Here is a 25,066-nt window from a genome sequence, read left to right as displayed (position 1 = left end):
AGCGATGCAGGCAGCCGTCAAAAAACCAGATTGAAAAACATGAGTGCAAGTCCGATCAGCGAACCGATCCAGACGAGCGAACGAATATAGGGAATACCCGCAAGATAAAGCGGCACATAGAGGATGCGGCAGATAAACCAAATCCATGCACCATAAAGTCCAAACCCTGCTGCTTCCCCCTTGAACACAAGTGCAAGCGCAAGTGCGATAAATGCGGGATAGGTCTCGCGGAAATTGGCGGAAGCACGTTCCGCGCGACCAGCCAGATGGCCAGAAGGCTTACGCCCTTCATCGCGAGGGCCCGCATTCCATTTGGAGCCGAGTTCCTTCGTCGCCGCCCAGCCCTGCAAGAGGATGTGAACCACCAGCAGAACGACACTCCAGCCGATGAGCGGGAGAAAAGGCGAAGCGGAAAAGATACCCGGCTCCATAGCTCTATTCCTTACAGGTCAAGAACCAGACGCTCTGGATCTTCCAGGCTTTCCTTGACGCGAACGAGGAAGGTCACTGCTTCCTTGCCGTCAACGATGCGGTGATCGTAGCTGAGAGCCAGATACATCATCGGACGGATGACGATCTGACCGCCGACGACAACCGGACGATCCTGAATCTTGTGCATGCCGAGAATGCCCGACTGCGGTGAGTTGAGGATCGGCGAAGACATCAGCGAGCCGTAAACACCACCATTGGTGATGGTGAAGGTACCACCCTGCATATCAGCCATTGAGAGCGAACCGTCGCGTGCAGCTTTTGCAAGACGACCCAGTTCCTTTTCAACGCCAGCGATCGAAAGCTGATCAGCATCGCGGATGACAGGAACAACAAGGCCCTTGTCGGTGCCGACAGCCATGCCGACATGCGCAAAGTTCTTGTAGATGATGTCAGTGCCGTCGATCTCGGCGTTAACAGCCGGGATTTCCTTCAGCGCATGGGTCACGGCCTTCGTGAAGAAGCCCATGAAGCCGAGCTTGACGCCATGCTTCTTCTCGAAGATGTCCTTGTAACGCGAACGCAGTTCCATCACCGCAGACATATCGACTTCGTTGTAAGTCGTCAGCATCGCAGCGGTGTTCTGCGCGTCCTTGAGGCGCTTGGCAATGGTCTGGCGCAGACGGGTCATCTTCACGCGTTCTTCGCGTGGTGCGTCATCAGCCGACGAAGCCGGACGAGCGGCAGCAGGGGCAGCTGCTGCAGGTGTTGCCGAAACGCCTTTTGCGATAGCGTCAAGAACGTCACCCTTGAGAACCTGACCGCGCTTGCCCGAACCTTCAACCTGATCAGCCGAAAGGCCATTTTCAGAAAGAAGCTTCGAGGCTGCAGGTGCTGGCTGCATTGCTGGGCCCGACGATGTCGACACAACAGGGGCTGCGGCAGCCGGGGTTGCCGCTGCTGGCTTGGCTTCTTCCTTCTTAGGAGCAAGTGCCGCACCTGCGCCAGAAATCTGGCCGAGCAGTGCGTTCACTTCAACCGTGTCGCCTTCCTGAGCCACGATTTCGGCCAGTACGCCCGCAGCCGCAGCTGGAACTTCCACTGTTACCTTGTCGGTTTCCAGTTCCACCAGAGGTTCATCGACAGCGACAGCGTCGCCGACCTTTTTGAACCACTTTCCGATGGTTGCCTCAGTAACGGACTCCCCAAGCGTGGGAACGCGAATTTCGGTAGCCATGGTTTTTTTCTTCCGTTGATCTTCGATCTTTAGATTTGACTTCTGTTCAAGCTGGAAGCGGTCTTCTGAAACCGCTCCAGACTTGCAAATTAAATTAGCTGCCCAACGCATCCTCAAGGAATGCGGCCAGCTGTGCAAGATGCTTTGACATCAGACCTGTCGCAGGCGAAGCCGCTGCCGGACGGCCCGTGTAGCGAACGCGCTGATGCTTGGCGTCGATATGTGCAAGAACCCATTCCAGATACGGATCGATGAACGACCACGCACCCATGTTCTTCGGCTCTTCCTGACACCAGACGATTTCTGCCTGACGGAAGCGCGACAACTCATTGATCAGCGCCTTTGCCGGGAACGGATACAGCTGTTCAACACGAAGCAGGTAGACATCATCGATGCCACGCTTTTCGCGCTCTTCGTAAAGATCATAATAAACCTTACCCGAGCAAAGAACGACGCGGCGAATCTTGGCATCCTTCTGAAGCTTAATGCCTTCATCGCCCTTGTTGTACTGTGCGTCATCCCAAAGTAGACGGTGGAACGATGAATCGCCCGACAGTTCGTTGAGGCTCGACACCGCACGCTTGTGGCGCAGCAGCGACTTCGGCGTCATCATGATGAGCGGCTTGCGGAAGTCACGCTTCATCTGACGGCGCAGGATGTGGAAGTAGTTAGCCGGCGTCGTAACATTGGCAACCTGCATATTATCCTCGGCACAAAGCTGAAGATAACGCTCAAGACGCGCCGACGAATGCTCTGGACCCTGACCTTCATAGCCATGTGGCAGAAGGCAGACGAGACCCGACATACGCAGCCACTTGCGTTCCCCCGACGAGATGAACTGGTCGAAAACAACCTGAGCACCGTTGGCGAAGTCGCCAAACTGGGCTTCCCAGAGAACCAGCGCGCGCGGATCGGATAGCGAATAGCCATATTCGTAGCCGAGCACGGCTTCTTCCGACAGCATCGAGTTGATGGCTTCGTAGATCGCCTGTCCCTTCTGAATGTTATTCAGCGGGATATAGCGGTTCTGGTTTTCCTGATCATAGAGAACCGTATGGCGCTGCGAGAAGGTGCCGCGTTCCACGTCCTGACCGGACAGGCGGATCGGGCTTCCTTCGGAAACCAGCGAGCCGAATGCCAGTGATTCAGCGGTTGCCCAATCGATACCTTCACCGGTTTCAATCATTTTCGCACGGTTATCGAGGAAGCGCTGAATGGTGCGATGGACGTTAAAGTCCTTTGGCACTTCAACAAGCTTCTTGCCGATTTCTTTCAGCGTCTTGATTGGAACGCCGGTCTTGCCGCGACGCTGCTCATCAGCATTGTCAGCTGTGCGCAGACCGCTCCATGCACCATCGAACCAGTCAGCCTTGTTTGGCTTGTAGCTCTGACCAGCTTCGAATTCCTGCTCAAGCTTTTCGCGCCAGTCGGCCTTCATCTTGTCGATGTCGCCCTGCGCAAGCAGGCCTTCAGCAATCAGCCTGTCACTGTAAAGCTGAACAGTTGTCTTGTGAGCGCGGATTTCCTTATACATCAGTGGCTGAGTGAATGAAGGTTCGTCACCCTCATTGTGGCCAAATCTACGATAGCAGAACATGTCCACAACGACGGGCTTGTGGAAGGTCATGCGGAATTCCATCGCAACCTTGGCAGCAAAAACAACCGCCTCAGGATCATCGCCATTGACGTGGAAGATCGGCGCTTCGATCATCTTGGCCACATCCGATGGATAGGGCGACGAACGCGAGAAGGCCGGATTGGTAGTGAAGCCGATCTGGTTGTTGATGATGAAGTGCAGTGTACCACCAACGCGGTGGCCCTTCAGACCCGAAAGACCGAGGCACTCGGCAACAACACCCTGACCTGCGAAAGCAGCATCGCCGTGCAGAAGCAGCGGCAGAACCTTGGCGCGTTCCGTCAGCGGCACCATGTCGTCGCGGGTACGGCCAACAAGCAGATCCTGCTTGGCGCGTGCTTTGCCCATGACAACCGGGTTGACGATTTCAAGGTGTGACGGGTTTGCAGTCAGCGAAAGGTGAACCTTGTTGCCGTCGAACTCGCGGTCCGACGAGGCACCAAGATGGTACTTCACGTCGCCCGAACCTTCCACATCGTCAGGCGCATAGGAACCGCCCTTGAACTCGTGGAAGATTGCGCGGTGCGGCTTGCCCATAACCTGGGAAAGCACGTTCAAACGACCGCGGTGCGCCATGCCAAGCACGACTTCCTTGAGGCCCATCTGACCGCCGCGCTTGACGATCTGTTCCAACGCCGGGATCAGCGATTCACCGCCATCAAGACCGAAACGCTTGGTGCCCTTGTACTTGACATCGATGAACTGCTCAAAGCCTTCGGCTTCGATCAGCTTCGACAGAATTGCTTTCTTGCCTTCAGCGGTGAACGCATAACCTTTATCCGGGCCTTCGATGCGTTCCTGAATCCATGCCTTTTCGACCGGATCGGAAATGTGCATGAATTCAACACCGATATTGCCGCAATAGGTGCGCTTGAGAATTTCAAGCATCTGCGGAACGGTCGCGTATTCAAGACCAAGAACATTATCAATGAAAATCTTGCGATCGTAATCGGCAGGCGTAAAGCCATAAGTTGCCGGATCAAGTTCGCTAAAGTCGTTTGGCTTTTCAGCAAGACCGAGCGGATCGAGATTGGCATGAAGATGGCCACGCATACGATAAGCGCGGATCATCATGATGGCGCGAACGCTATCGCGTGCAGCCTGTGCAATCTCTTCCGAAGTCAGTGCGGCAGCAGAAGCGGACTTGGCATCGCCTTTTGCAGCCTTACCCTTGAGCTTGTCAGTGACATGCTTTTCGACCTCGGCCCAGTTACCGTCGAGTGCTGAAATCAGCTCACCATTGGCCTGAATCGGCCAGTTCTTGCGGGTCCAGCTTGCGCCCTGTGCGTTTTTACGCACATCGTCAGCGTCGTCCTTCAGCTGTGCGAAGAAGTCGCGCCACTCGGCATCGACCGAGTTGGGATCATCCTCGTACTTGGCATAGAGCTCCTCAATATAGTCGGCATTGCCGCCGTAGAGAAACGAGGTAAGGGCGAAAACGTCGTTGGCTTGTTCTTGCCTTGCCATAACCTAATCCGGAGCCTCCGCTCCGTCTCCTTGTAGTGGCTCATCATGCGCGGGCCGGAAGCTTTTGACCTTCATCCCTCACGCCGCCGGGGAGGAACCACAACAGACCCCGGCATAACTCAATCGCGAACTCTATTCTTGCGGAAGAATGATGGCCAAAGCCTGACATTCCCTTAAACCGACCGCCGCGGTTGGTATGTTAAACCAGGCAGCAGCTTTCGCCACTGCCGGTTCATTTCAATCGACTACGCAGGCTCAGCCCTTGAGGACTTCAACCAGCGTCTTGCCGAGCTGTGCTGGCGAAGGAGACACGCGAATTCCAGCCGATTCCATGGCTGCAATCTTGTCTTCTGCGCCGCCCTTGCCACCGGAGATCACAGCACCCGCGTGGCCCATGGTACGTCCCGCAGGAGCCGTACGGCCGGCGATAAAGCCAACCATTGGCTTCTTGCGACCGCGCTTGGCTTCGTCTTTCAGGAACTGCGCTGCGTCTTCTTCAGCGGAGCCACCGATTTCACCAATCATAACGATCGACTTGGTTTCGTCGTCGGCCAGGAACATTTCCAACACGTCGATGAACTCGGTACCCTTGACCGGATCGCCGCCGATACCAACAGCAGTTGTCTGGCCGAGGCCTTCATTTGAGGTCTGGAACACTGCTTCATAGGTAAGTGTGCCGGAGCGGGAAACAACACCCACAGAACCCTTCTTGAAGATATTGCCCGGCATAATGCCGATCTTGCATTCTTCAGGGGTCAGGATGCCTGGGCAGTTTGGTCCGAGCAGGCGCGATTTTGAGCGTTCCAGACGCTCCTTGACGCGAACCATGTCCATGACCGGAATGCCTTCGGTGATGCAGACGATGAAGCCGACTTCAGCTTCAATCGCTTCGATGATTGCATCGGCTGCACCTGCTGGCGGAACGTAGATCACCGATGCGTCTGCACCTGTACGTTCCTTGGCTTCTGCAACAGTTGCGAAGATCGGAAGCTTTTCGCCTTTCGAACCTTCCCAGGTTTCGCCACCCTTTTTCGGGTGAATACCACCGACCATCTGCGTGCCGTAATAAGCAAGCGCCTGTTCGGTGTGGAAAGTACCGGTCTTGCCGGTCAGGCCCTGTACGAGAACCTTGGTGTCCTTGTTAACGAGAATGGACATGCCTTAGTTTCCCTTCACTGCAGCGACGATTTTCTGTGCCGCATCGTCGAGATCATCGGCCGAAATAACATTCAGGCCGCTCTCGTTGATGATCTTCTTGCCGAGTTCAACATTGGTGCCTTCAAGACGGACAACCAGAGGAACCTTGAGACCGACTTCCTTAACGGCAGCGATAACGCCTTCAGCGATGACATCACACTTCATGATGCCGCCGAAGATATTGACCAGAATACCCTGAACAGCCGGATCAGCTGTGATGATCTTGAACGCAGCCGTAACCTTTTCCTTGGAAGCGCCGCCACCAACGTCGAGGAAGTTAGCTGGCTCAGCTCCGTAGAGCTTGATGATGTCCATGGTTGCCATGGCAAGGCCTGCACCATTGACCATGCAGCCGATGTTGCCGTCGAGAGCGACGTAAGCGAGATCGTGCTTGGAAGCTTCGATTTCCTTTTCGTCTTCTTCCGACAGATCGCGCAGTTCCTGAATGTCAGGATGGCGGAACAGTGCGTTGCCGTCGAACGATACCTTGGCATCGAGAACGCGCACGTGACCATCGGTCATGACGATAAGCGGGTTGATTTCCAGAAGGCTCATGTCCTTCTCGGTAAACGCTTTGTAGAGGATCGGAAACAGCTTGAGGCCGTCTTCACGCGCTGCACCTTCAAGCTTCAATGCGTCGGCGAGCTTGTTGGCGTCTTCATCGGTCACGCCTTTGGCCGGATCGATAGCAACGGTGATGATCTTCTCAGGAGTTTCTTCGGCAACAGCTTCAATGTCCATGCCGCCTTCGGTCGAAACGACGAAAGCAGGACGGCCAACGGTGCGGTCAATGAGAATCGAGAGATAAAGCTCGCGCTCAATGTCTGCACCATCTTCGATGTAAAGACGGTTGACCTGCTTGCCAGCTTCACCGGTCTGCTTGGTCACGAGTGTGTTGCCGAGCATTTCCTTTGCATGGGAAACGACTTCTTCAATGGACTTTGCAAGGCGAACGCCGCCCTTGGCATCAGGACCGAGTTCCTTGAACTTGCCCTTGCCGCGTCCACCAGCATGGATCTGGCTCTTGACGACATAAAGCGGGCCCGGAAGCGTTTTTGCCCATTCTTCCGCCTGTTCGACGGAATAAACAGCCACACCATTGGCGATCGGTGCGCCGAAAGTGTGGAGCAGGCGCTTGGCCTGATATTCATGAATATTCATCTGGTTGTCCTTTGCGGATTAACAGCCGGAAAAGGCCGGGCTGCTCTCAAAAGCATCCCGGCCTTGTCTGGAACTTATTTCAGTGACGGAGCAATTCCGACGCAGGCTTCGCAAAGACCGGCAACAGATGCGACCGACTTTTCGAACTCGGCCTTTTCGTCCTTATCGAGATCGATCTCGATAATACGTTCAACGCCGTTGGCACCAATAACCGTTGGAACGCCGACATACATGTCCTTGACGCCATACTGACCGGAAAGCTGTGCCGCGACTGGCAGAACGCGCTTCTTGTCCTTGAGGTAGGATTCAGCCATCGCGATTGCCGAAGAAGCAGGAGCGTAGAAAGCAGAGCCGGTCTTGAGCAGGCCGACGATTTCTGCGCCACCATCACGGGTGCGCTGAATGATCTTGTCGAGCTTTTCCTGGCTGGTCCAGCCCATCTTGACGAGGTCTGGCAGCGGAATGCCGGCAACGGTCGAGTAACGAGCCAGCGGAACCATGCTGTCGCCGTGGCCACCAAGCACAAATGCAGTGACGTCTTCAACCGACACGTTGAATTCTTCCGACAGGAAGTAGCGGAAACGAGCGCTGTCCAAAACACCAGCCATGCCGACAACCTTGTGTGCTGGCAGACCGGAGAACTTCTGCAAAGCCCAGACCATCGCATCAAGCGGGTTGGTGATGCAGATGACGAAAGCTTCAGGAGCGTATTTCTTGATGCCTGCGCCGACCTGTTCCATGACCTTCAGGTTGATACCCAGAAGATCGTCGCGGCTCATGCCCGGCTTACGCGGCACGCCTGCGGTGACGATGACAACGTCTGCGCCTTCGATTGCGGCATAGTCGTTTGCACCGGTGAACTTCGCATCAAAACCATCAACCGGTGAAGATTCTGCAATATCCAGTCCCTTGCCCTGCGGAGTACCTTCCGCAATATCGAAAAGGACGACGTCGCCGAGTTCCTTCAGACCAGCAAGATGAGCGAGCGTGCCGCCGATCATGCCGGAGCCGATGAGGGCAATCTTGTTGCGTGCCATGATTGTTTCTTTCCTCAAGTTTGATCCAGAAACGCATGAAGCTATCCGGTTTCCTCCCGGAAAACGCGTCTGCGCTGCCTGGGTTCGATAGGACTCTTTGCAAAAAAACTCAACTCATTATTTTGCGACTAATGTTTTCAATCGGTTAGATTTATATGTTCTTACGTAAACGTAATTTAATTTGGCGAAACAAAGGCAATTGAGCCCCATCGTCCAGCAATTTTGCACACTCTCAGTACGCCAGCCGGGCCGCCGTTCATTTTTACAGGCCATACACTTTTACAAGGTAAACACATTCAGCGAACAACCACATTCCAACCAAGCTCTTGTCTGAGCAACATAGCCCTTGACTTCTATAAGTCGAGTCTGTGGCAGTTCGATGATGGATCGCATCTCAAAAGGGGAGGAATGCGAACTGTCTCAACCTTCCGTTTTTTCTGCAAATGCTTCCAGATATTCAGCGCTCTGCATTTCAAACAGGCGCGAGGCTGTACGGTCAAACTCGAAGGCTTCTACGCCTTGGCTTGCCTGATAAAGCTTTTCAGGCTGGGCTTGGGCCGAGATAAACAGACGCGCATGATGATCATAGAGCACATCGATCAGCAAAATGAAGCGCTTGGCCTCATTGCGGCGCGAATAATCGAGCAACGGCACATCTTCAACAAACAGCGTCTGATAGCGGGTAACGATGGCGATATAGTCGTTGGCTGCAAGCGGCTGCGTGCACAGTTCATCGAAGGTGAAACGTGCGGCCCCCGGCACTGCACGACGCACGGGAATATCGCGTCCCTTGATATGCACCACGTCTGGTTTTTCTTGCCGACCATCCTTATGCACGGTCCATGCGGCATCCATGCGCTTGGCCGTTTCAGAACCAAGCGGTGTCAGATAAACCGGCTGACGGTCAAGCTTTTCCAGCCGGTAATCGGTGCGCGAATCGAGATTGATCACATCGACATGCTGTTTGAGGATATCGACAAAGGGCAAAAACAGCTGACGGTTCAACCCGTCGCGATAAAGATTATCGGGCGCCACGTTGGATGTCGCGATCAGCACCACGCCCCGCGCAAACAATGCATTGAACAGGCGTGACAGGATCATCGCATCGGCAATGTCAGTCACAGTAAACTCGTCGAAGCAAAGCACCCACGCCTGTTCGGCCAAAGCTTCAGCAACCGGCGGGATCGGATCTTCCTGCTTGGTTTCGCCACGCTTCAAGGCCTGACGATGCGCATTAATGCGCTCATGCGCGTCAGCCATGAAATCATTGAAATGCGCACGGCGTTTGCGTTCGACCGGCAAAAGCTGAAAGAACATATCCATCAGCATGGTCTTGCCGCGACCAACTTCGCCATGAACATAAAGTCCTTTGACGGCGGCAACTTCCTTGCGCTTGCCAAACAGCCAGCCCAGCGCGCTCGATTTGCGCGACAGGCGTTTGCTGCAAACCTCCTCGATCAGCCGGTCATAGCGTGCAGTCAGTTCAAGCTGCGCAGGGTCGGCTTCAACCTCCCCTGCTTTGACCAGCGCGTCATAATGCTCGTGAACCGAGGGGAACGCCTTCAAATTACCGTCGAAAGACATGATAGCTTCCGTTCAACCATTTAATTGCAAAAAGGCGGAGCGTCTCGCGACTGCCCCGCCTGTCTTTAGCTCAGTTGTCTGATTAGCGCGACAGCGAAACGGACTGGCCGCTCGTGGTCTGACCATCGAAACGGCCCTGACCGGACGAATAAAGCGTTGCGACCGTGCCGCCATTGGCATCATAGAGCGAAAGCTGCTTGCCGCTGACCGACCATGAAGCGAGGCTTCCGAGTTCGCCCGGGCAGCGCAGTGGACCAGCGCGGAAACCCTGACCATATTTGGTCTGTGGCGTTGCGATCTTACAATTCTGGCCTGCAAGCGATGCATTCCATACGCCTGCGACAGCGCCCGGCGTCAGATCAGGCGCTGATTCGGGCGGAAGGCTTGCAACCTGTGTGCCAGCCGCTGGCATCGACGTATCCGTCGTGGGCGCGGTCGGGAAAGAGTTTGGAGTGCTCAGATTACCAGACTGTACGGAACTCACAGGAGCAGAACGCAGCGGTGCTGGCGGCGGCGGCGATACAGTGTTGTCAAAGCCTCCAACCCGGGAGCTCTGGCAACCGGCCAGAATAGCGCCCGCTGCAGCAATGCTGAGCAAACTTGCTTTTGAAATTCCCATCTGGTTCTCCAATTCCTTAGTGTTCGTGGGGCTGGCTATTGGGGGAGTGCCCCTCGCACCGTCGAGTTTGAAAGCTCGACCTAAAACAATATTGCACCGATAAAATGGCGATATGGTTAAAAAATCAACAGCAGGCTACCGTGAATCTTTGCAAAAGCATCCATAGAAGGCTTGAAATAGCTTAGAAATTTTCAAAATGGCGCAGGAAGGACACAGTTTTTAGGTAAACACCGATCCACAAATTCAGTAATCAGACCGGGCTTGAGCCAATAACGCGCCGGTACTGGCAATTTGTGGGCTTTTCCGCCATATAGAGCGCATCCCGAAAAGTGTGAAACGGTTTTCGGACTAAGATACGCGTTAAACAAATGCTCGGAACGACGATCTGATCCAAGTCAGAACGAAACACGCTCCAGAGCCTCTCCGAAATAGACAGGACCCGGAACCAACAATGAGCAAGGCCATCTTCGCCAAGATGAACGGACTGGGCAACAAGATCATTGTTGCAGATATGCGCGGACGCAGCGATCACATCGCTCCAAGCGCTGCCACCCGTCTGGCTGGTGAAGAGGCAACGTCTTTTGATCAGATCATGGCGATTCATGATCCAAAGACGCCCGGCACAGATCACTATATCGAGATCATCAATTGCGATGGCACACAGGCGCAGGCCTGTGGCAATGGCACGCGCTGCGTTGTGCAGTGGCTTTCCCATGAAAGCGGAAAACAGGATTATACTTTCCAGACACTGGCTGGCACCCTGACCGCCAATGAGCACGAAGACGGGTTGATTACAGTCGATATGGGCAAGCCGCATTTCGGCTGGAACGAAATCCCCCTCGCCCATGAAGTGGACGACACCCGCGCCATTGATCTGTCTGCTGGCCCTGCCGATGCACCTGTTCTTCAAGCGCCGTCGATTGCATCCATGGGCAATCCGCACGCGATCTTCTGGGTCGAAAACGATGTCTGGTCTTATGCGCTCGATCAATATGGGCCGGAGCTGGAACATGATCCGATTTTCCCGGAGCGCGCCAATATTTCCATCGCTCAGGTCACATCGCGCGACAGCATGTACCTGCGCACATGGGAACGTGGTGCGGGCCTCACCCTCGCATGTGGTTCTGCCGCCTGCGCTGCCGCCGTCTCAGGCGCACGCACAGGCCGTACCGAACGCAGCGTCACGGTCAATGTCCCCGGCGGCCCGCTCAAGATTGAATGGCGCGACGACGATCACGTCATGATGACCGGCCCCGCACAATGGGAATTTGATGGTACATTCGATCCCGCAACCGGCGAATGGGAGTACGCCCCTAATCAGAGCAGAGGTGCTGCCTGATGGCCGTTGAAGTCGTAACTTTCGGATGCCGCCTCAACACCTATGAATCCGAGGTGATGAAGCGCGAGGCAGACAGCGCCGGCCTTGGCGAACTCAAAGATGGCGCGATCATCTTCAACACCTGCGCCGTTACGGCAGAAGCCGTACGTCAGGCACGTCAGGCCATCCGCAAAGCACGCCGCGACAACCCGGAAGCGCGCATCATCGTCACCGGTTGTGCTGCGCAGACGGAATCGGCCAAATTCGAGGCCATGGATGAAGTCGACCTCATTCTGGGTAATGAGGAAAAGCTCAAGGCCAACTCCTATCGCATGTTGCCCGATTTCGGCGTGAACCAGTTCGAAAAGGTGCGCGTCAACGACATTATGGAAGTGCGCGAAACCGCGAGCCATATGGTCGATGCGATTGAAGGCCGCGCGCGCGCATTTGTGCAGGTGCAGAATGGCTGTGATCACCGCTGCACCTTCTGCATTATTCCTTATGGTCGTGGCAATTCGCGTTCGGTGCCGATGGGCGGCGTGGTCGATCAGGTCAAGCGCCTCGTCGATAATGGCTATGCTGAGGTGGTTCTGACCGGCGTCGATATGACCTCTTACGGTCCCGATCTGCCGGGCAGCCTGCGTCTTGGTAAACTGGTCAAAACCGTTCTCAGCCAGGTTCCGGATTTGCAGCGCCTGCGTCTCTCATCCATTGATTCCATTGAGGCCGACGAAGACCTGATGGAAGCAATCGCCAATGAAAAGCGCCTGATGCCGCATCTGCATCTGTCACTTCAGGCAGGCGATGACATGATTTTAAAGCGCATGAAGCGCCGTCATTTACGCGATGATTCCATCCGCTTCTGCGAAGATGTACGCAGCCTTCGCCCCGACATCGTGTTCGGTGCCGACATCATTGCCGGTTTCCCAACCGAGACTGAAGAAATGTTTGCAAACTCGATGAAGATCGTCGAGGAATGCGGCCTGACGCATCTGCACGTCTTCCCATACAGCGCACGCGAAGGCACACCGGCTGCGCGTATGCCGCAGGTCAGGCGCGAAATAGTCAAAGAACGTGCCGCACGATTACGCGCCGTTGGTGACCGGGCTTATGAAAAACACCTCGCTTCTCTCAATGGCACTGTGCAGCGCCTGTTGATCGAGAAGGAAGGCATTGCCCGCACGGAAGGCTTTACGCTGGCCGCTGTTGATCAGGGTAACGCTGGTGAAATTATCGAACGAATTGTGACGGGGCATGACGGTGAAAAACTCCTCACCCGTCAGACAGAGCCGCAAGCGGCTTAAAGCTTAAGGGCATCAGATTTCATGGCAATGGGTTTCATCAAGAAAATGTTCTCCTTCGGCAAGAAGGAGGTTGAAGAAAAGCCGGTCGAACAGCCCGCTCCTGATGCTGTGGAAACGGCTTTAGAAACACAGCTTCCTGAAACCGTCGAAGCGCCTGCAGAAACCGAAAACACCGTCGTTGAAGTGGTTATTTCCGAACCGGAAGTACCAGTGATCGCCAGTGAGCCAGAGCCTGAACAGATTGAAGAGCCTGCCGCTGAACCGGTTGAGGAAGAAAAGGCAGAACCGGAGCATCCGGTTGCCGAGATCGAAATCCCGATTGAACAGCCACCGGTGATGGAACCGATCGTGGTTGAAGCATTTGCGCCCGAGCGCGTTGTTGAGCCAGAGCCTGCTGCTGAACCCGAACAGGTTGAAGTCGCGAAAGCTCCTGAAGTTTCAGAGGCACCCGTTGTTGAGGAAATAGTCGAGCCCGCACCTCAGCCAGAGCCGGTAAAGCCCAAAAAGGTCAAGGTCGCAAAGGCCGTTGAAGAACATCAGGAAGAAGCGCCGGTCGAGGCCGCGCCTGAGCCAAAGCTTTCATGGTTTGAGCGCCTGCGTCGCGGCCTGCTGCGTTCATCGAATTCATTGAGCGATTCCATCAGCGGTATCTTCACCAAGCGCAAGCTCGATGAAGACACGTTACAGGATCTTGAAGACGTGCTCATTCAGGCCGATCTCGGCCTTGAAACGGCTATGCGTGTGACCGATGCGCTGTCGTCCGGTCGTTATGGCAAGGACGTGACTGGCGAAGAAGTGCGCAATATCATGGGCGCGGAAATCGAAAAGGTGCTTGGGCCCGTCGCAAAGCCTTTGGAGCTTGATCTCTCGCATAAGCCGCATGTCATTCTGGTTGTCGGCGTCAATGGCACCGGCAAGACCACGACCATCGGCAAGCTTGCCGCAAAACTGACCGCTGGCGGCCTCAAAGTCATGCTTGCGGCAGGTGATACTTTCCGCGCAGCCGCCATCGAACAGCTCCATATCTGGGGCGAGCGCACCGGTTCCCCGGTTATCTCAAGCAAGCTTGGCGCCGATGCAGCAGGCCTTGCCTATGATGCATGGAAGCAGGCCAAAGATGCGGGCAGCGATGTTCTTATCATCGACACTGCAGGCCGTTTACAGAACAAGGCCGAACTGATGGACGAACTCGCCAAGATCGTGCGCGTGCTTGGCAAACACGATCCGGAAGCCCCGCACACGGTTCTACAGACCTTGGATGCCACCACCGGCCAGAATGCGCTCAATCAGGTCGAGATTTTCAAGAATATTGCTGGCGTCAACGGCCTCGTCATGACCAAGCTTGACGGCACAGCACGCGGCGGCATTCTGGTGGCCATTTCTGCCAAGCATAAGCTTCCGATCTATTTCATCGGCGTCGGCGAAGGTGTCGACGATCTTGAACCATTTGCGGCCAAGGATTTTGCCCGCGCCATCGCAGGAGTTGCCTGATGGAGCATCCCGTTTTCGAACGCGATCCCTCGCAAAAAACCGAAGCCGAACGCAAGGAAGTCCCGCCGCTGCTCAAGCTTGCGCTGGAACTCGGACCGCTGCTGGTTTTCTTTTTTGCCAATGCACGTGGTGACAGCCTGATCGAGCGCTTTCCGGTGCTTGCACAGATTGGCGAGCCGATCTTTCTGGCAACGGCGCTGTTCATGGTTGCAACCGTTATCGCACTTGCTGTTTCATGGTCGATGACGCGAACGCTGCCGATGATGCCGCTCATTTCCGGCATCGTAGTTCTGGTGTTTGGTGCGCTGACGCTCTGGTTGCACAACGACACCTTCATCAAAATGAAGCCGACCATCGTGAACACGCTGTTCGGCGTGATCCTGCTGGGCGGACTTTTGTTCGGTAAATCTTTGCTCGGTTACGTGTTTGATTCGGCATTCAGGCTTGATGCACAAGGCTGGCGGAAGCTGACTTTGCGCTGGGGCCTGTTTTTCATCTTTCTAGCTGTTGTGAATGAAGTCGTATGGCGCAATTTTTCGACCGATGCCTGGGTGTCCTTCAAGGTCTGGGGTATCATGCCGATCACCATTGTCTTCACCCTTTCACAAATGCCGCTTATCCAGAAACATACATTGCCTGAAACCAAAAAAGACTGACATATCGAGGAGGACACCATGTTACGCTTGGACATTGAACAATTCATCTGCCGCAGCGATAATTATGGCGTTCTCATTCATGATCCCGAAAGCGACCTGACTGCAGCAATCGATGCACCGGATGCACACGCAATCGAAGCAGCTCTAAAACGCCGTGGCTGGACACTCGACTTCATTTTAACAACACACCATCACCTTGATCACGTCGAAGGCAATGCAGCGCTCAAAGCCAAGTTCGGCGTCAGCATCATCGGCCCAAAGGCTGAGCTAAGCAAAATCCCGACACTTGACCGTACCGTTCAGGACGGCGATGAGTTCACCTTCGGGCTTTTCAATGTGAAAGTGATTTCCACGCCCGGCCATACCGCTGGTGAGATTTCCTTCTATCTGCCGGAAGCAAAAGTCGTATTCACAGGCGACACACTCTTTGCCCTGGGCTGTGGTCGTCTGTTTGAGGGAACGCCGGGTACAATGTTCAATTCGCTGCAAAAACTTGTGGCGCTACCGGGCGACACGGCAGTTTATTGCGGCCATGAATATACGCAGAGCAATGCACGCTTTGCATTGACTATCGACCCCGATAATTCGGCACTGAAAGAGCGAGCAGCAGAGATTGCGCGGTTGCGTGCGGCTGATAAGATGACCCTGCCCACCAGCATCGCGCTTGAAATGGCAACCAATCCATTTCTTCGCTGCCACGATGGCCGCATTCGCACGCGGCTTGGGATGCAGGGCGCAACTGATGAAGCCGTTTTCGCAGAAATCCGCAAGCGCAAAGACCTGTTCTAGGATACGACCATGACGATCTTTTCACACATCAAAAAACTTAAAGCAGCCGCTATCTTTGGCCTTTCGCTTGTGGTCCTTCCGCAATCCGTGAACATTACTTACGCCGAAGATATTATTGCGATCGCCACGCCGCTGAAAACGCCGGAAGAAATCAACAATTTTAAACTCAGCGAAGATCTGCTGACCCGAATGGAAAAAATCCATAACAAGCTGGAAGAAATGCAGCTTTCACCTACGGCGGAAGAAGGTCAGGATGCCCGTCCCTCCATGGATTCCATGGTCAAAAGCATTGAATCGCGTCCGCAAGTGGTTGAAGTGATGAAGGCTGAAAATATCGCTCCACGTGATTATCTGCTCGCCTATTTCGCCATGATGAGCGCGCTTGCAGCCGCAGATGCGGAAGAAGAAGATCAGCTTGTCGATGAAGTAAAACAAATTAATCCCGAGCATGTGACCTTCGCAAAGCAATACGGCGAGCGCATTCGCGAACTGATCGGCGAATAGAGCATCAATGAAAAACCGGCGAAGTTTCCTTCGCCGGTTTTTCTTTCAGGATGATTGCCTTAAGAGCCGCAACGCATTGATTGTCACGAGAACCGTTGCGCCCGTATCAGCCAGAATTGCAGGCCACAAACCGGTGATCCCCAGAACTGTCGTCACGAGAAACACAGCTTTCAGCCCAAGCGCGATTGCAATATTCTGATGAATATTACGCATGGTCCGCTTCGACAGTTCGACCATTGCCGCTACATCACCCACTCGGCCATGCAGCACGGCAGCATCCGCGGTTTCAAGCGCCACATCGGTACCGCCACCCATGGCGATGCCAACATCAGCCGCTGCAAGGGCTGGTGCATCATTAATGCCGTCGCCAACCTTGGCCACGATCTGACCTTCTTTGCGGAACTCGCCAACGATCCGCTGCTTGTCTTCCGGCAGGAGTTCGGCACGCACCTCAATATCGAGATCCTTGCCGATTGCCTCTGCTGTGCGACGATTATCGCCGGTCAGCATAACGGTACGAATACCGGCAGCTTTCAGCGTCTTAAGCCCTGCAATCGCATCGGCGCGCGGCTCATCACGCATAGCTATGGCACCCGCAATCTTGCCGTCTGCAACCAGAACAGAAACCGTCTTCCCTTCATCATTGCAGACAGCAATCTGCGCCGCCAGATCGTCCGGAATGGCAGAGATTTCATTGGCTGCCTTGCGCGAACCAAGGAAGAGCTCGACCCCATCAGCTTTACCTGACACACCCTTGCCGCCATGTGCCTTACCTGCCGAAACGGCTGAAAGTTTCAGGCCTCGCGTATCAGATGCACCGACAATCGCTAAGGCCAACGGATGGCTTGAACCTGCATCAAGTGATGCCGCCAGACGCAAGACTTCTCCTTCCGAAAGTGCGCCAGACAGAACATCTGTTACCTGCGGCTTGCCTTCTGTCAGCGTGCCGGTTTTGTCGAAACAGGCAGTCGTAATCTTGCCTATGGTTTCAAGAACTGCGCCACCTTTCAGCAACAGGCCGCGCCGCGCACCCGCCGAAAGCGATGCCGCAATGGCAGCAGGCGTCGAAATAACAAGCGCACAGGGGCAACCGATCAGCAGAATGGCCAGACCTTTGTAGATCCACTCGCCCCATTCGGCACCCGCGACCAGCGGCGGCAGAATAGCAACCAAAGCAGCCACGACAACCACGCCCGGCGTATAATAGGTCGAGAAGCGATTGATGAAGCGTTCGGTTGGGGCTTTGGCTTCCTGTGCTTCTTCGACCAGACGCACAACACGCGCAATCGTGTTGTCCTGCGCTGCGGCTGTCACTTGGACCCGTAGCAACCCATCACCATTGATGGTTCCTGCAAAGACACTGTCGCCGACAACTTTGCCGACAGGCGTGCTTTCCCCCGTGACCGGCGCTTCATCGATTGCACTTTCGCCTGAATTGATCTCGCCATCAGCAGGCATACGATCACCGGGGCGCACCACAATCACATCGCCCACACTCAGCTCTTCCGCTGGCACTTCTTTTGTGGAGCCGTTGCTTTCTAAAAAGGCGGTCTTCGGCACCAGTGCTGTCAACGACTGAATACTGTCCCGCGCCTTGCCTGCGGCCACACCTTCCAGCAGTTCACCAACCAGAAACAGGAAAACCACAGCCGCAGCTTCTTCTGTTGCACCGATGACGACAGCGCCAATGGCTGCAATGGTCATCAGCATTTCGATTGAGAACGGCGTACCATTGATGGCTGCGGAATAAGCACGCTTTGCAATCGGTATGAGACCAATCAGCATGGCTGCGGTGAAAGCCAATAATTCAATCGGCGGATAAAGATGGCCAACAATATAGGCAACGACCAGACCACCACCACAGGCGAGCATCATCTGGCCTTTGCCGCTCTGCCACCAGCGCTTTGGTTTTGCAGGCACCTTTGGCTGGACTTTTAGCGCCCCTGTCGATTGCGCGCTGGCTTTGTAACCAAGTGCCGTAACCTTCGCGGCAATCTCGTCAACGCTGGCCGAGCCATCATGATTGACGGTCATGGTGCCATTTGTCACGGAAACAGAAACATCCTGCACCCCGCGAACGCGACGAACAGCCGTGTCGATCTTGGCCGCACAGGAAGCACAATCCATACCCTCCACGCTGAAGCGTAAACTGTCGGCACCCGTTACGATCTGCTTTACTTCAGGTTCGTCATGAGTGTGATCATGATGATCGTGGTCGTGCTTGTGTTCATGATCATGGCCACTGCAGCCTGCATGGTCGTGATGGTGATGTACATGCTTGGCAGACGCTTTTTCGTCAGCCAATGGTTCGATGTCATAGCCGAGGCTACGGACCTTTTTGGCAACGCTTTCCAGATCGCTGCTACCATCATGGCGCACCGTCATCATGCCCGTCGTCACCGATACGGAAACATCTTCAACACCAGAAACACGGCGAACGGCCGTATCGATTTTCGTTGCGCAGGAAGCGCAATCCATGCCTTCCACGCGAAACCGGTTCTGTTTCAAAATTTCGTTCATAACCTGCCCCTTCAAGACCACTCTTGAATTGTCTGAAACAAGGTCTACATCCTCTAGTGACTAGAGGAGCAAGTGAAAAAATGATTACCAATGTTCCAATTGGCGAAGCATCAAAAGCCAGTGGTGTGAAAGTACCAACTATTCGTTATTACGAGCAAATCGGGCTTCTTCCGGTGCCTCCACGCACGGAAGGCAATCGCCGCCTTTATGATGATGCCGATATTCAGCGGCTATTATTTATCCGTCATGCGCGCGATCTTGGCTTTGAAGTGGATGCGATCCGCACGCTTCTCGACCTTCAGGACAATCCCGGACAATCGTGCGCCGCAGCTGATTCTATTGCGCGTGCACGCCTGATTGATGTTGAGCATCGCATCGCAAAACTATTGTCTTTGAAAACTGAGCTTTTGCGGATGCTCGATTGCACGGCCCATGGCCGTATCGACCAGTGCCGCGTTATCGAAATCCTCGGCAATCACGATGAATGTGTGCACCCCAAACATTAAACCAACGAAAATTCTGGCTTACTGATTCTTTTCGAATCGGGTTGCTTCGATTTTCAAAGTCCCGAGCTGGGTGCCTATGCGGGCAACAACCGGCGCATAGATGCCGGAATTGCCAAGCGAAGCAAAAGAAATCGTGATCTTGCTGCGATTGGCTAGATAGTCGATAGCCTTCTTGCCCTTTTGATAGCCTGCCAGCGGAATAAACTTCGCCGAACAAATCACCGATTCGCCGGTAAAACCTTTTGTGGTGAAAGATTCAGTACCGTTGAAGCTCAACCGAATATCTGCACGGGTCTGGCCATCAAAAACTCTCAAAGTGCGATTGCAGACTGCTTTCGGGTCTTTGGTGGGAATCATCAGCGCACTAAGCGGGTCACTGACATTGATAAGATCCTGCGGTGTCAGCTCCACCCACGGATCGCGCTTTTTTACCGGCGGCAGATTTTCAGAAGATGTCACATTGCCACCGGAAAACCGTATCTTTGTGCTCTTGTTTTTGCGGCCATGCTTATAGGCCAGATCAAAGGCGGAAGGCGTTACTTTGCTTGGCGTGGAACTGCCGCTCACATAGACAGTGCCGTCCGTATCATCAAAAACCCGCGCAATGCCGGAGGTTTTAAAGCGACCATTAACGCCATAATTGGCACCTTTGACCGTCGTTTCAATGGCTGATCGGGCAATAGACAGCCCGAACATCGAGATTTCATATTCTGTGCGATAAAGATCATCAGCCCGAGAGGAACTCATTGCTGACATGGTTGCAATCGTCAGTCCGGTAAGAAAAACAACACCCCGTCCCGAAACCCGCTTCTTAACTATTCGCCGGATATGCGATTGCTCGATCATGCCAGAATGTCCTTTCACTTTGTCAACCCACACCATTCGCCCGCAAGAATGACATGCTCAAAAACCCTCGCAAACGATTCTGTCTTTTTTGCCAGATACCGTGATTGTCTTTGAGATTTCGACTATCAATGGCTCCAAATCTACTTAAGATTCCCGATTTATATCTTCTCTCGAACAGCAAAAGCTGGCAAAGTTATGATCTGAAGGGCCTTTCGACCGGACAAAAGGCCGTAAATGCGCGGCTTTGGAGCTTCACGGCGGAATCTGTCTTGACTGTTTTCGCTCCTGTCACTATAGAAACGCGACTTTCCCAAAAGGCCGCCTGTCCGAAATCGCGCGCCAGCAGCAGCAAACTGCTATGATAGCTTTGAATTCGGACTTTCGGGTCGGGGCCTGAGAAACAAAAATTTGAAGGTGAGACCAAAATGTCCCGCGCTTGTGAATTGACCGGCACCTCGGTCCAGTACGGCAACAATGTCAGCCACGCGAACAACCGTACGCGTCGTCGCTTTCTGCCAAACCTCTGCAACGTTACGCTGATGTCCGAAGTTCTCGGCCAGAGCTATCGTCTGCGCATCTCCGCTTCTGCTCTGCGTTCGGTTGAACATCGCGGTGGTCTCGATGCATTCCTCGTCAAGTCTGACGACAAGGAACTTTCGCAGCGCGCTCGCCTGCTGAAGCGTCAGATCGCTAAAAAGCAGGCTGAAGCTGCTGCATAAGCAATCAGCTTTTTAAAGTTCGACAAAAAAGGCTGACTCGCGTCAGCCTTTTTTGCTGGTTCCATCACCCAGGATAAAAAAATGCCCAATACAGGCTCTTCTTTTGCCCGTCTCTGGCTGGCCGTCATAGGTATGTGTGCAGCCGTTGCTGCCTCGAACATCCTTGTCCAGTATCCGTTTGAACATTTTGGCCTCGGTGAGCTGCTCACCTACGGTGCCTTCACCTATCCGGTGGCCTTTCTCGTCAATGATCTGACCAATCGCCGCTTCGGTCCTGCCGCTGCGCGCAAAGTCGTTTATGCGGGCTTCGTGCTGGGTGTGCTGATGTCGATCTGGCTTGCAACGCCGCGCATTGCCATCGCCTCCGGCTCGGCCTTTCTCATCGCACAGCTGATGGACATTACCGTCTTCAACCGTCTGCGTCAGAAGACATGGTGGAAAGCGCCATTTGCTGCCGCCATGTTCGGATCTGTTGTCGATACGGTGCTGTTCTTCTCGATCGCATTTGCTGCACAATTTGCATGGATTGACACAATGACGGGCATGCCAGATTCGTCGCTTGCAGAGCCTGCCACACTCCTTGGACTTGGCGTCCCGCTCTGGGCTTCACTGGCGTTCGGCGACTTCTTTGTGAAGGTTGTGATGGGAACGCTGATGCTGGTGCCTTACGGCGCGATTCTTGCGATTTTCGCGCCGGCGCTTTATGCGCCGGGCCGCGCAGACACTGCGAAGCACTGACCCCAAGCAGTCTTGATCAGACTAGCGGGTAGGACTAAGACTAATATGCTAGAGAACATCGATCCAAAGCATTCCCTGAAAAACTGCATAGAAATGCAGCGCGGGATAATGCGTAAAAACAAGCACTTAAATCGTTGATCCAAAGACCCTTTATCTTATCTTCTACCCGCGCTGCGGCGGCCTTGCCTTGCCCCGCCAGCACCCTGTTCTTCAAACAGGGATGCAAGCTGCTCGGTCATTGCGCCGGCCAGTTCTTCCGCATCCACAATGGTCACGGCGCGCTGATAATAGCGGGTCACGTCATGGCCGATACCAATCGCAATCAGCTCAACCGGCGAGCGAGTTTCGATCTCTTCGATAACGGCGCGTAAGTGACGCTCGAGATAATTGCCCGGATTGACCGAAAGGGTTGAATCATCCACCGGCGCACCGTCGGAAATCATCATCAGAATCTTGCGCTGTTCAGGACGTGCCAGCAGGCGCTGATGCGCCCAGATCAGCGCTTCACCGTCGATATTTTCTTTCAGCAAGCCTTCACGCATCATCAGGCCGAGATTGTTGCGTGCGCGGCGCCACGGCGCATCTGCGCGCTTATAAACAATGTGGCGCAAATCATTGAGACGACCCGGGTTGGATGGTTTGCCGCGTCCAAGCCATGCTTCGCGTGACTGACCGCCTTTCCAGGCTTTGGTTGTGAAGCCCAAAATTTCGACCTTTACACCGCAACGCTCCAGCGTACGGGCCAGAATATCGGCGCAGGTCGCTGCAACCGTAATCGGGCGACCACGCATGGAGCCCGAATTATCGATCACCAGCGTCACAACCGTATCGCGGAAGTCAGTATCACGCTCCATTTTGTAGGAAAGCGGCTGCGTCGGATCGATCACGATGCGCACCAGACGCGCGCTGTCGAGATAACCCTCCTCCAAATCAAAATCCCATGAGCGGTTCTGCTGCGCCATCAACCGGCGCTGTAAACGGTTGGCAAGCCTTCCGACCACGCCTTGCAGATTGGCAAGCTGCTTATCAAGAAAACCGCGCAAACGGCTAAGCTCTGCTTCATCACAAAGGTCAGCCGCCTCAACCTCTTCATCGAATTCACGCGTGAAGACATTATAGTCAACATGTTCGGCAAAATTCGCGAAAGGCTGGTTTTGACGGCGTGTGTCACCCGGCGTTTCCGCGTCGACGTCTTCGCTGTCATCCATATCATCGGAAGCGGCGTCAGTGGCTTCCATCTCGCCCTGCTCGCCTTCTTCGCTGGAGCTGTCTGATTCTTCGCTTTCAGCAGAATCAGAGCCTTCCTGACTTTCTTCGCCACCATCCTCGTTTTCGTCCGAATCAGGTGTCTGTTCGTTCTCTTCGTCCTGCTCGTCGCTCTGCTCTTCCTGAGAAAGCTCCTCGGCCATATCCATTGAAGCCAGCATATCGCGCACGGTGCGCGCAAAAGCCTGCTGATCTTCCAGATTATCGCTGAGACGGGCAAGCTCGGCACCTGCCTTCTGCTCAATCCACTCGCGCCAGAGATCAAGTACAGGCCCAGCCTCAGCAGGTGCTTTGCGTCCTGTCAGTTTCTCGCGCAGCAAAAGCGACACAGCTTCTTCAAGCGGTGCATCTTCCTTGTCTGTCACGGCGGTGAAATTGGCGCGGGCATACTTGTCGGCCAGCATGACAGAGAGATTTTCAGCGACACCGGCCATTGCGCGGGCGCCGATCGATTCCACGCGCGCCTGTTCCACAGCATCATAGATTGCGCGGGCCTGCTTGCCTTCCGGCGCAAGGCTTGCGTGAATGCGGGCATTATGGCGTGCCTGACGCAGCGCCATAGAGTCACCCAAGCCACGCGTAACGGCTACATCATGGGCGGTCGGACGCTTCGGAAGATCAGGCAGGCGGGCGCGATTGCCGGTCAGCGCAGGACGATCATTGCTGAACGCGACTTCCAGCTCGTTCTCGCCGGAAATAGCGCGCATGGTCGCCGTCATCGCCCGCTTGAACGGCTCAGAATCCACAGGTCCGTTTTTGCGCTCGCGCGAATTATCGCCAATTCCTGACTTCTGGCCCGACATCTGCCTATCCTGATTTTGTATAGAGTGCGTTTCGATCTGATTGAATCAGATCCGCGCTCTAAACTCTTTTACTTTAAGCATAATGTTATCGATCCTCGTTTCACTCCGATCGAATTATGCTCTAAAGCACCGCCGCCCGTTATGGGCGGCAGGCATCATCCAGTTTTATGCCAAAACGATATTGGCAGCCGATTCTGGAAGTTCCTCACCGAAAGCGCGCTGATAGAACTCAGCTACTGTCTGGCGCTCAAGCTCGTCGCACTTGTTGAGGAAGGTCAGGCGGAATGCAAAACCGACATCGTTAAAGATCGCGGCATTTTCAGACCATGTAATGACTGTACGCGGGCTCATCACGGTCGAGAGATCGCCATTGATGAAAGCCTGACGGGTCATGTCGGCAACGCGAACCATCTTGTTGACGATCTCGCGGCCTTCAGCATTCTGGTAATGCTTGGACTTGGCGAGAATAATATTCACTTCATTGTCGTGTGGCAGATAATTCAGCGTGGTCACGATCGACCAGCGGTCCATCTGTGCCTGGTTAATCTGCTGGGTGCCATGATAAAGGCCGGTCGTATCGCCAAGGCCAACCGTGTTGGCGGTCGCAAACAGGCGGAAAGCAGGATGCGGACGGATAACGCGGCTCTGATCAAGCAGCGTCAGACGGCCAGAGGTTTCCAGAACGCGCTGGATCACGAACATCACGTCCGGGCGACCCGCGTCATATTCGTCGAAAACCAGTGCAACATTATGCTGATAGGCCCAAGGCAGAATGCCGTCTTTAAATTCGGTAACCTGCACACCATCCTTGACGACGATCGCGTCTTTACCGACGAGATCGATACGACTGACATGGCTGTCGAGGTTGATACGGACACAAGGCCAGTTGAGACGGGCTGCAACCTGTTCAATATGAGTCGACTTACCCGTTCCGTGATAACCGGAAACCATCACGCGGCGATTGTATGCAAAACCTGCGAGAATCGCGAGCGTCGTCTGACGGTCGAAAATATAATCCGGGTCTTTTTCCGGCACATAGGAATCGCCTGCCGCATAGGCTGGCACCCGCATGTCGGAATCAATTCCGAACACTTCACGCACCGAAACCGTTGTATCCGGCAAATTGGCTATATCCCGCTCAACCTTGTTCATCATGCCTCCAGAGCGGCAGGACTTTCCGGCCGCGACATTCAAATTCGATCAGGGAGCCTTTCGGTGAGCCGGATGGCGCCCTTGAGT

21 protein-coding genes are annotated in these 25,066 nt (G+C 54.4%); 9 read left to right on the top strand and 12 right to left on the bottom strand.

What is annotated here, in order from left to right; genetic code table 11:
• Positions 1–17: 17 nt before the first annotated feature.
• The 8 genes from H5024_RS02165 to H5024_RS02130 all read right to left on the bottom strand — a co-directional run bounded on the left by H5024_RS02165 (position 18) and on the right by H5024_RS02130 (position 10,367).
• Positions 18–431 carry an MAPEG family protein gene (locus H5024_RS02165; protein WP_187543816.1) on the bottom strand — a complete coding sequence of 138 codons (414 nt, stop codon included), beginning with the start codon at positions 429–431 and terminating at the stop codon, positions 18–20.
• Between the two features lie 11 nt (positions 432–442).
• Positions 443–1,666, bottom strand: a complete 1,224-nt coding sequence (gene odhB / locus H5024_RS02160) for a 2-oxoglutarate dehydrogenase complex dihydrolipoyllysine-residue succinyltransferase (RefSeq protein WP_187543815.1) — start codon at positions 1,664–1,666, stop codon at positions 443–445.
• A 94-nt stretch (positions 1,667–1,760) separates the two neighbouring features.
• On the bottom strand, positions 1,761–4,769 hold the full coding sequence (locus H5024_RS02155) for a 2-oxoglutarate dehydrogenase E1 component (protein ID WP_187543814.1): 3,009 nt from the start codon (positions 4,767–4,769) through the stop codon (positions 1,761–1,763).
• Between the two features lie 255 nt (positions 4,770–5,024).
• Positions 5,025–5,927, bottom strand: coding sequence for a succinate--CoA ligase subunit alpha (sucD, locus tag H5024_RS02150; RefSeq protein ID WP_187543813.1), 903 nt, complete (start codon positions 5,925–5,927; stop codon positions 5,025–5,027).
• Positions 5,928–5,930: 3 nt separating this feature from the next.
• A complete protein-coding gene (gene sucC, locus H5024_RS02145) occupies positions 5,931–7,127 on the bottom strand; it encodes an ADP-forming succinate--CoA ligase subunit beta (RefSeq protein ID WP_187543812.1) in 1,197 nt (398 codons plus the stop codon).
• Positions 7,128–7,201: 74 nt separating this feature from the next.
• Positions 7,202–8,164, bottom strand: a complete 963-nt coding sequence (gene mdh / locus H5024_RS02140) for a malate dehydrogenase (RefSeq protein ID WP_187543811.1) — start codon at positions 8,162–8,164, stop codon at positions 7,202–7,204.
• Between the two features lie 420 nt (positions 8,165–8,584).
• A complete protein-coding gene (gene zapE, locus H5024_RS02135) occupies positions 8,585–9,748 on the bottom strand; it encodes a cell division protein ZapE (protein ID WP_187543810.1) in 1,164 nt (387 codons plus the stop codon).
• 82 nt (positions 9,749–9,830) lie between these two features.
• A complete protein-coding gene (locus H5024_RS02130) occupies positions 9,831–10,367 on the bottom strand; it encodes a protease inhibitor Inh/omp19 family protein (protein WP_187543809.1) in 537 nt (178 codons plus the stop codon).
• A gap of 451 nt (positions 10,368–10,818) precedes the next feature.
• Between H5024_RS02130 and dapF the strand changes: the two genes are divergently transcribed.
• The 6 genes from dapF to H5024_RS02100 are packed head-to-tail and all read left to right on the top strand — an operon-like array spanning position 10,819 to position 16,429.
• Positions 10,819–11,706, top strand: a complete 888-nt coding sequence (dapF, locus tag H5024_RS02125; protein WP_187543808.1) for a diaminopimelate epimerase — start codon at positions 10,819–10,821, stop codon at positions 11,704–11,706.
• Complete coding sequence (mtaB, locus tag H5024_RS02120) at positions 11,706–12,989, top strand: tRNA (N(6)-L-threonylcarbamoyladenosine(37)-C(2))-methylthiotransferase MtaB (RefSeq protein WP_187543807.1); 1,284 nt, start codon at positions 11,706–11,708, stop codon at positions 12,987–12,989. The genes dapF and mtaB overlap by 1 nt, the downstream gene beginning before the upstream one ends.
• Positions 12,990–13,010: 21 nt before the next feature.
• The gene (gene ftsY / locus H5024_RS02115; RefSeq protein WP_187543806.1) at positions 13,011–14,480 is read left to right on the top strand and encodes a signal recognition particle-docking protein FtsY; all 1,470 of its coding nucleotides are present in this window, start codon (positions 13,011–13,013) and stop codon (positions 14,478–14,480) included.
• Complete coding sequence (locus H5024_RS02110; protein ID WP_187543805.1) at positions 14,480–15,136, top strand: septation protein A; 657 nt, start codon at positions 14,480–14,482, stop codon at positions 15,134–15,136. The genes ftsY and H5024_RS02110 overlap by 1 nt, the downstream gene beginning before the upstream one ends.
• Positions 15,137–15,154: 18 nt before the next feature.
• Positions 15,155–15,925, top strand: coding sequence for a hydroxyacylglutathione hydrolase (gene gloB, locus H5024_RS02105; protein ID WP_187543804.1), 771 nt, complete (start codon positions 15,155–15,157; stop codon positions 15,923–15,925).
• A 9-nt stretch (positions 15,926–15,934) separates the two neighbouring features.
• Positions 15,935–16,429, top strand: coding sequence for a hypothetical protein (locus H5024_RS02100; protein WP_187543803.1), 495 nt, complete (start codon positions 15,935–15,937; stop codon positions 16,427–16,429).
• A 45-nt stretch (positions 16,430–16,474) separates the two neighbouring features.
• On the opposite strand, the gene H5024_RS02095 is transcribed toward H5024_RS02100, so the two are convergent.
• Positions 16,475–18,949: a heavy metal translocating P-type ATPase gene (locus H5024_RS02095; protein WP_187543802.1), complete on the bottom strand. Its 2,475-nt coding sequence runs from the start codon at positions 18,947–18,949 to the stop codon at positions 16,475–16,477.
• A gap of 83 nt (positions 18,950–19,032) precedes the next feature.
• On the opposite strand from H5024_RS02095, the gene H5024_RS02090 reads away from it, so the two are divergent.
• Complete coding sequence (locus H5024_RS02090; protein ID WP_187546532.1) at positions 19,033–19,455, top strand: helix-turn-helix domain-containing protein; 423 nt, start codon at positions 19,033–19,035, stop codon at positions 19,453–19,455.
• Between the two features lie 18 nt (positions 19,456–19,473).
• Here the strand turns inward: H5024_RS02090 and H5024_RS02085 are convergent, their stop codons facing one another.
• Complete coding sequence (locus H5024_RS02085) at positions 19,474–20,301, bottom strand: DUF3108 domain-containing protein (RefSeq protein ID WP_187543801.1); 828 nt, start codon at positions 20,299–20,301, stop codon at positions 19,474–19,476.
• Positions 20,302–20,726: 425 nt separating this feature from the next.
• Here H5024_RS02085 and rpmB point away from each other — a divergent pair, with 425 nt between their 5' ends.
• Together rpmB and H5024_RS02075 are read left to right on the top strand one after the other, a co-directional pair.
• Entirely contained in the window at positions 20,727–21,020 is a 294-nt protein-coding gene (gene rpmB / locus H5024_RS02080) for a 50S ribosomal protein L28 (RefSeq protein WP_007872272.1), read from the top strand.
• A gap of 81 nt (positions 21,021–21,101) precedes the next feature.
• Positions 21,102–21,758: a queuosine precursor transporter gene (locus tag H5024_RS02075; RefSeq protein ID WP_187543800.1), complete on the top strand. Its 657-nt coding sequence runs from the start codon at positions 21,102–21,104 to the stop codon at positions 21,756–21,758.
• Positions 21,759–21,913: 155 nt separating this feature from the next.
• On the opposite strand, the gene cobT is transcribed toward H5024_RS02075, so the two are convergent.
• Positions 21,914–23,827 (bottom strand): cobaltochelatase subunit CobT, encoded by a 1,914-nt coding sequence (gene cobT, locus H5024_RS02070; RefSeq protein ID WP_187543799.1) that lies wholly within the window; start codon positions 23,825–23,827, stop codon positions 21,914–21,916.
• A 165-nt stretch (positions 23,828–23,992) separates the two neighbouring features.
• Positions 23,993–24,979, bottom strand: coding sequence for a cobaltochelatase subunit CobS (cobS, locus tag H5024_RS02065; protein ID WP_187546530.1), 987 nt, complete (start codon positions 24,977–24,979; stop codon positions 23,993–23,995).
• Positions 24,980–25,066: the final 87 nt, after the last annotated feature.

The sequence above is a fragment of the Ochrobactrum sp. Marseille-Q0166 genome, from assembly GCF_014397025.1.
Lineage (GTDB): Bacteria > Pseudomonadota > Alphaproteobacteria > Rhizobiales > Rhizobiaceae > Brucella.
The sequence above is the reverse complement of the archived record's forward strand: the minus strand, read 5'-3'. Positions and strand labels throughout refer to the sequence as shown.

Coding starts and splice junctions, on each gene's coding strand:
- cobT (WP_187543799.1), bottom strand. CDS start 23,827: ATGTCGGGCCAGAAGTCAGGAATTGGCGATAATTCGCGCGAGCGCAAA.
- sucD (WP_187543813.1), bottom strand. CDS start 5,927: ATGTCCATTCTCGTTAACAAGGACACCAAGGTTCTCGTACAGGGCCTG.
- zapE (WP_187543810.1), bottom strand. CDS start 9,748: ATGTCTTTCGACGGTAATTTGAAGGCGTTCCCCTCGGTTCACGAGCAT.
- H5024_RS02095 (WP_187543802.1), bottom strand. CDS start 18,949: ATGAACGAAATTTTGAAACAGAACCGGTTTCGCGTGGAAGGCATGGAT.
- cobS (WP_187546530.1), bottom strand. CDS start 24,979: ATGAACAAGGTTGAGCGGGATATAGCCAATTTGCCGGATACAACGGTT.
- H5024_RS02130 (WP_187543809.1), bottom strand. CDS start 10,367: ATGGGAATTTCAAAAGCAAGTTTGCTCAGCATTGCTGCAGCGGGCGCT.
- mdh (WP_187543811.1), bottom strand. CDS start 8,164: ATGGCACGCAACAAGATTGCCCTCATCGGCTCCGGCATGATCGGCGGC.
- H5024_RS02110 (WP_187543805.1), top strand. CDS start 14,480: ATGGAGCATCCCGTTTTCGAACGCGATCCCTCGCAAAAAACCGAAGCC.
- H5024_RS02100 (WP_187543803.1), top strand. CDS start 15,935: ATGACGATCTTTTCACACATCAAAAAACTTAAAGCAGCCGCTATCTTT.
- rpmB (WP_007872272.1), top strand. CDS start 20,727: ATGTCCCGCGCTTGTGAATTGACCGGCACCTCGGTCCAGTACGGCAAC.
- mtaB (WP_187543807.1), top strand. CDS start 11,706: ATGGCCGTTGAAGTCGTAACTTTCGGATGCCGCCTCAACACCTATGAA.
- ftsY (WP_187543806.1), top strand. CDS start 13,011: ATGGCAATGGGTTTCATCAAGAAAATGTTCTCCTTCGGCAAGAAGGAG.
- H5024_RS02155 (WP_187543814.1), bottom strand. CDS start 4,769: ATGGCAAGGCAAGAACAAGCCAACGACGTTTTCGCCCTTACCTCGTTT.
- H5024_RS02075 (WP_187543800.1), top strand. CDS start 21,102: ATGCCCAATACAGGCTCTTCTTTTGCCCGTCTCTGGCTGGCCGTCATA.
- H5024_RS02165 (WP_187543816.1), bottom strand. CDS start 431: ATGGAGCCGGGTATCTTTTCCGCTTCGCCTTTTCTCCCGCTCATCGGC.
- H5024_RS02085 (WP_187543801.1), bottom strand. CDS start 20,301: ATGATCGAGCAATCGCATATCCGGCGAATAGTTAAGAAGCGGGTTTCG.
- odhB (WP_187543815.1), bottom strand. CDS start 1,666: ATGGCTACCGAAATTCGCGTTCCCACGCTTGGGGAGTCCGTTACTGAG.
- sucC (WP_187543812.1), bottom strand. CDS start 7,127: ATGAATATTCATGAATATCAGGCCAAGCGCCTGCTCCACACTTTCGGC.
- dapF (WP_187543808.1), top strand. CDS start 10,819: ATGAGCAAGGCCATCTTCGCCAAGATGAACGGACTGGGCAACAAGATC.
- gloB (WP_187543804.1), top strand. CDS start 15,155: ATGTTACGCTTGGACATTGAACAATTCATCTGCCGCAGCGATAATTAT.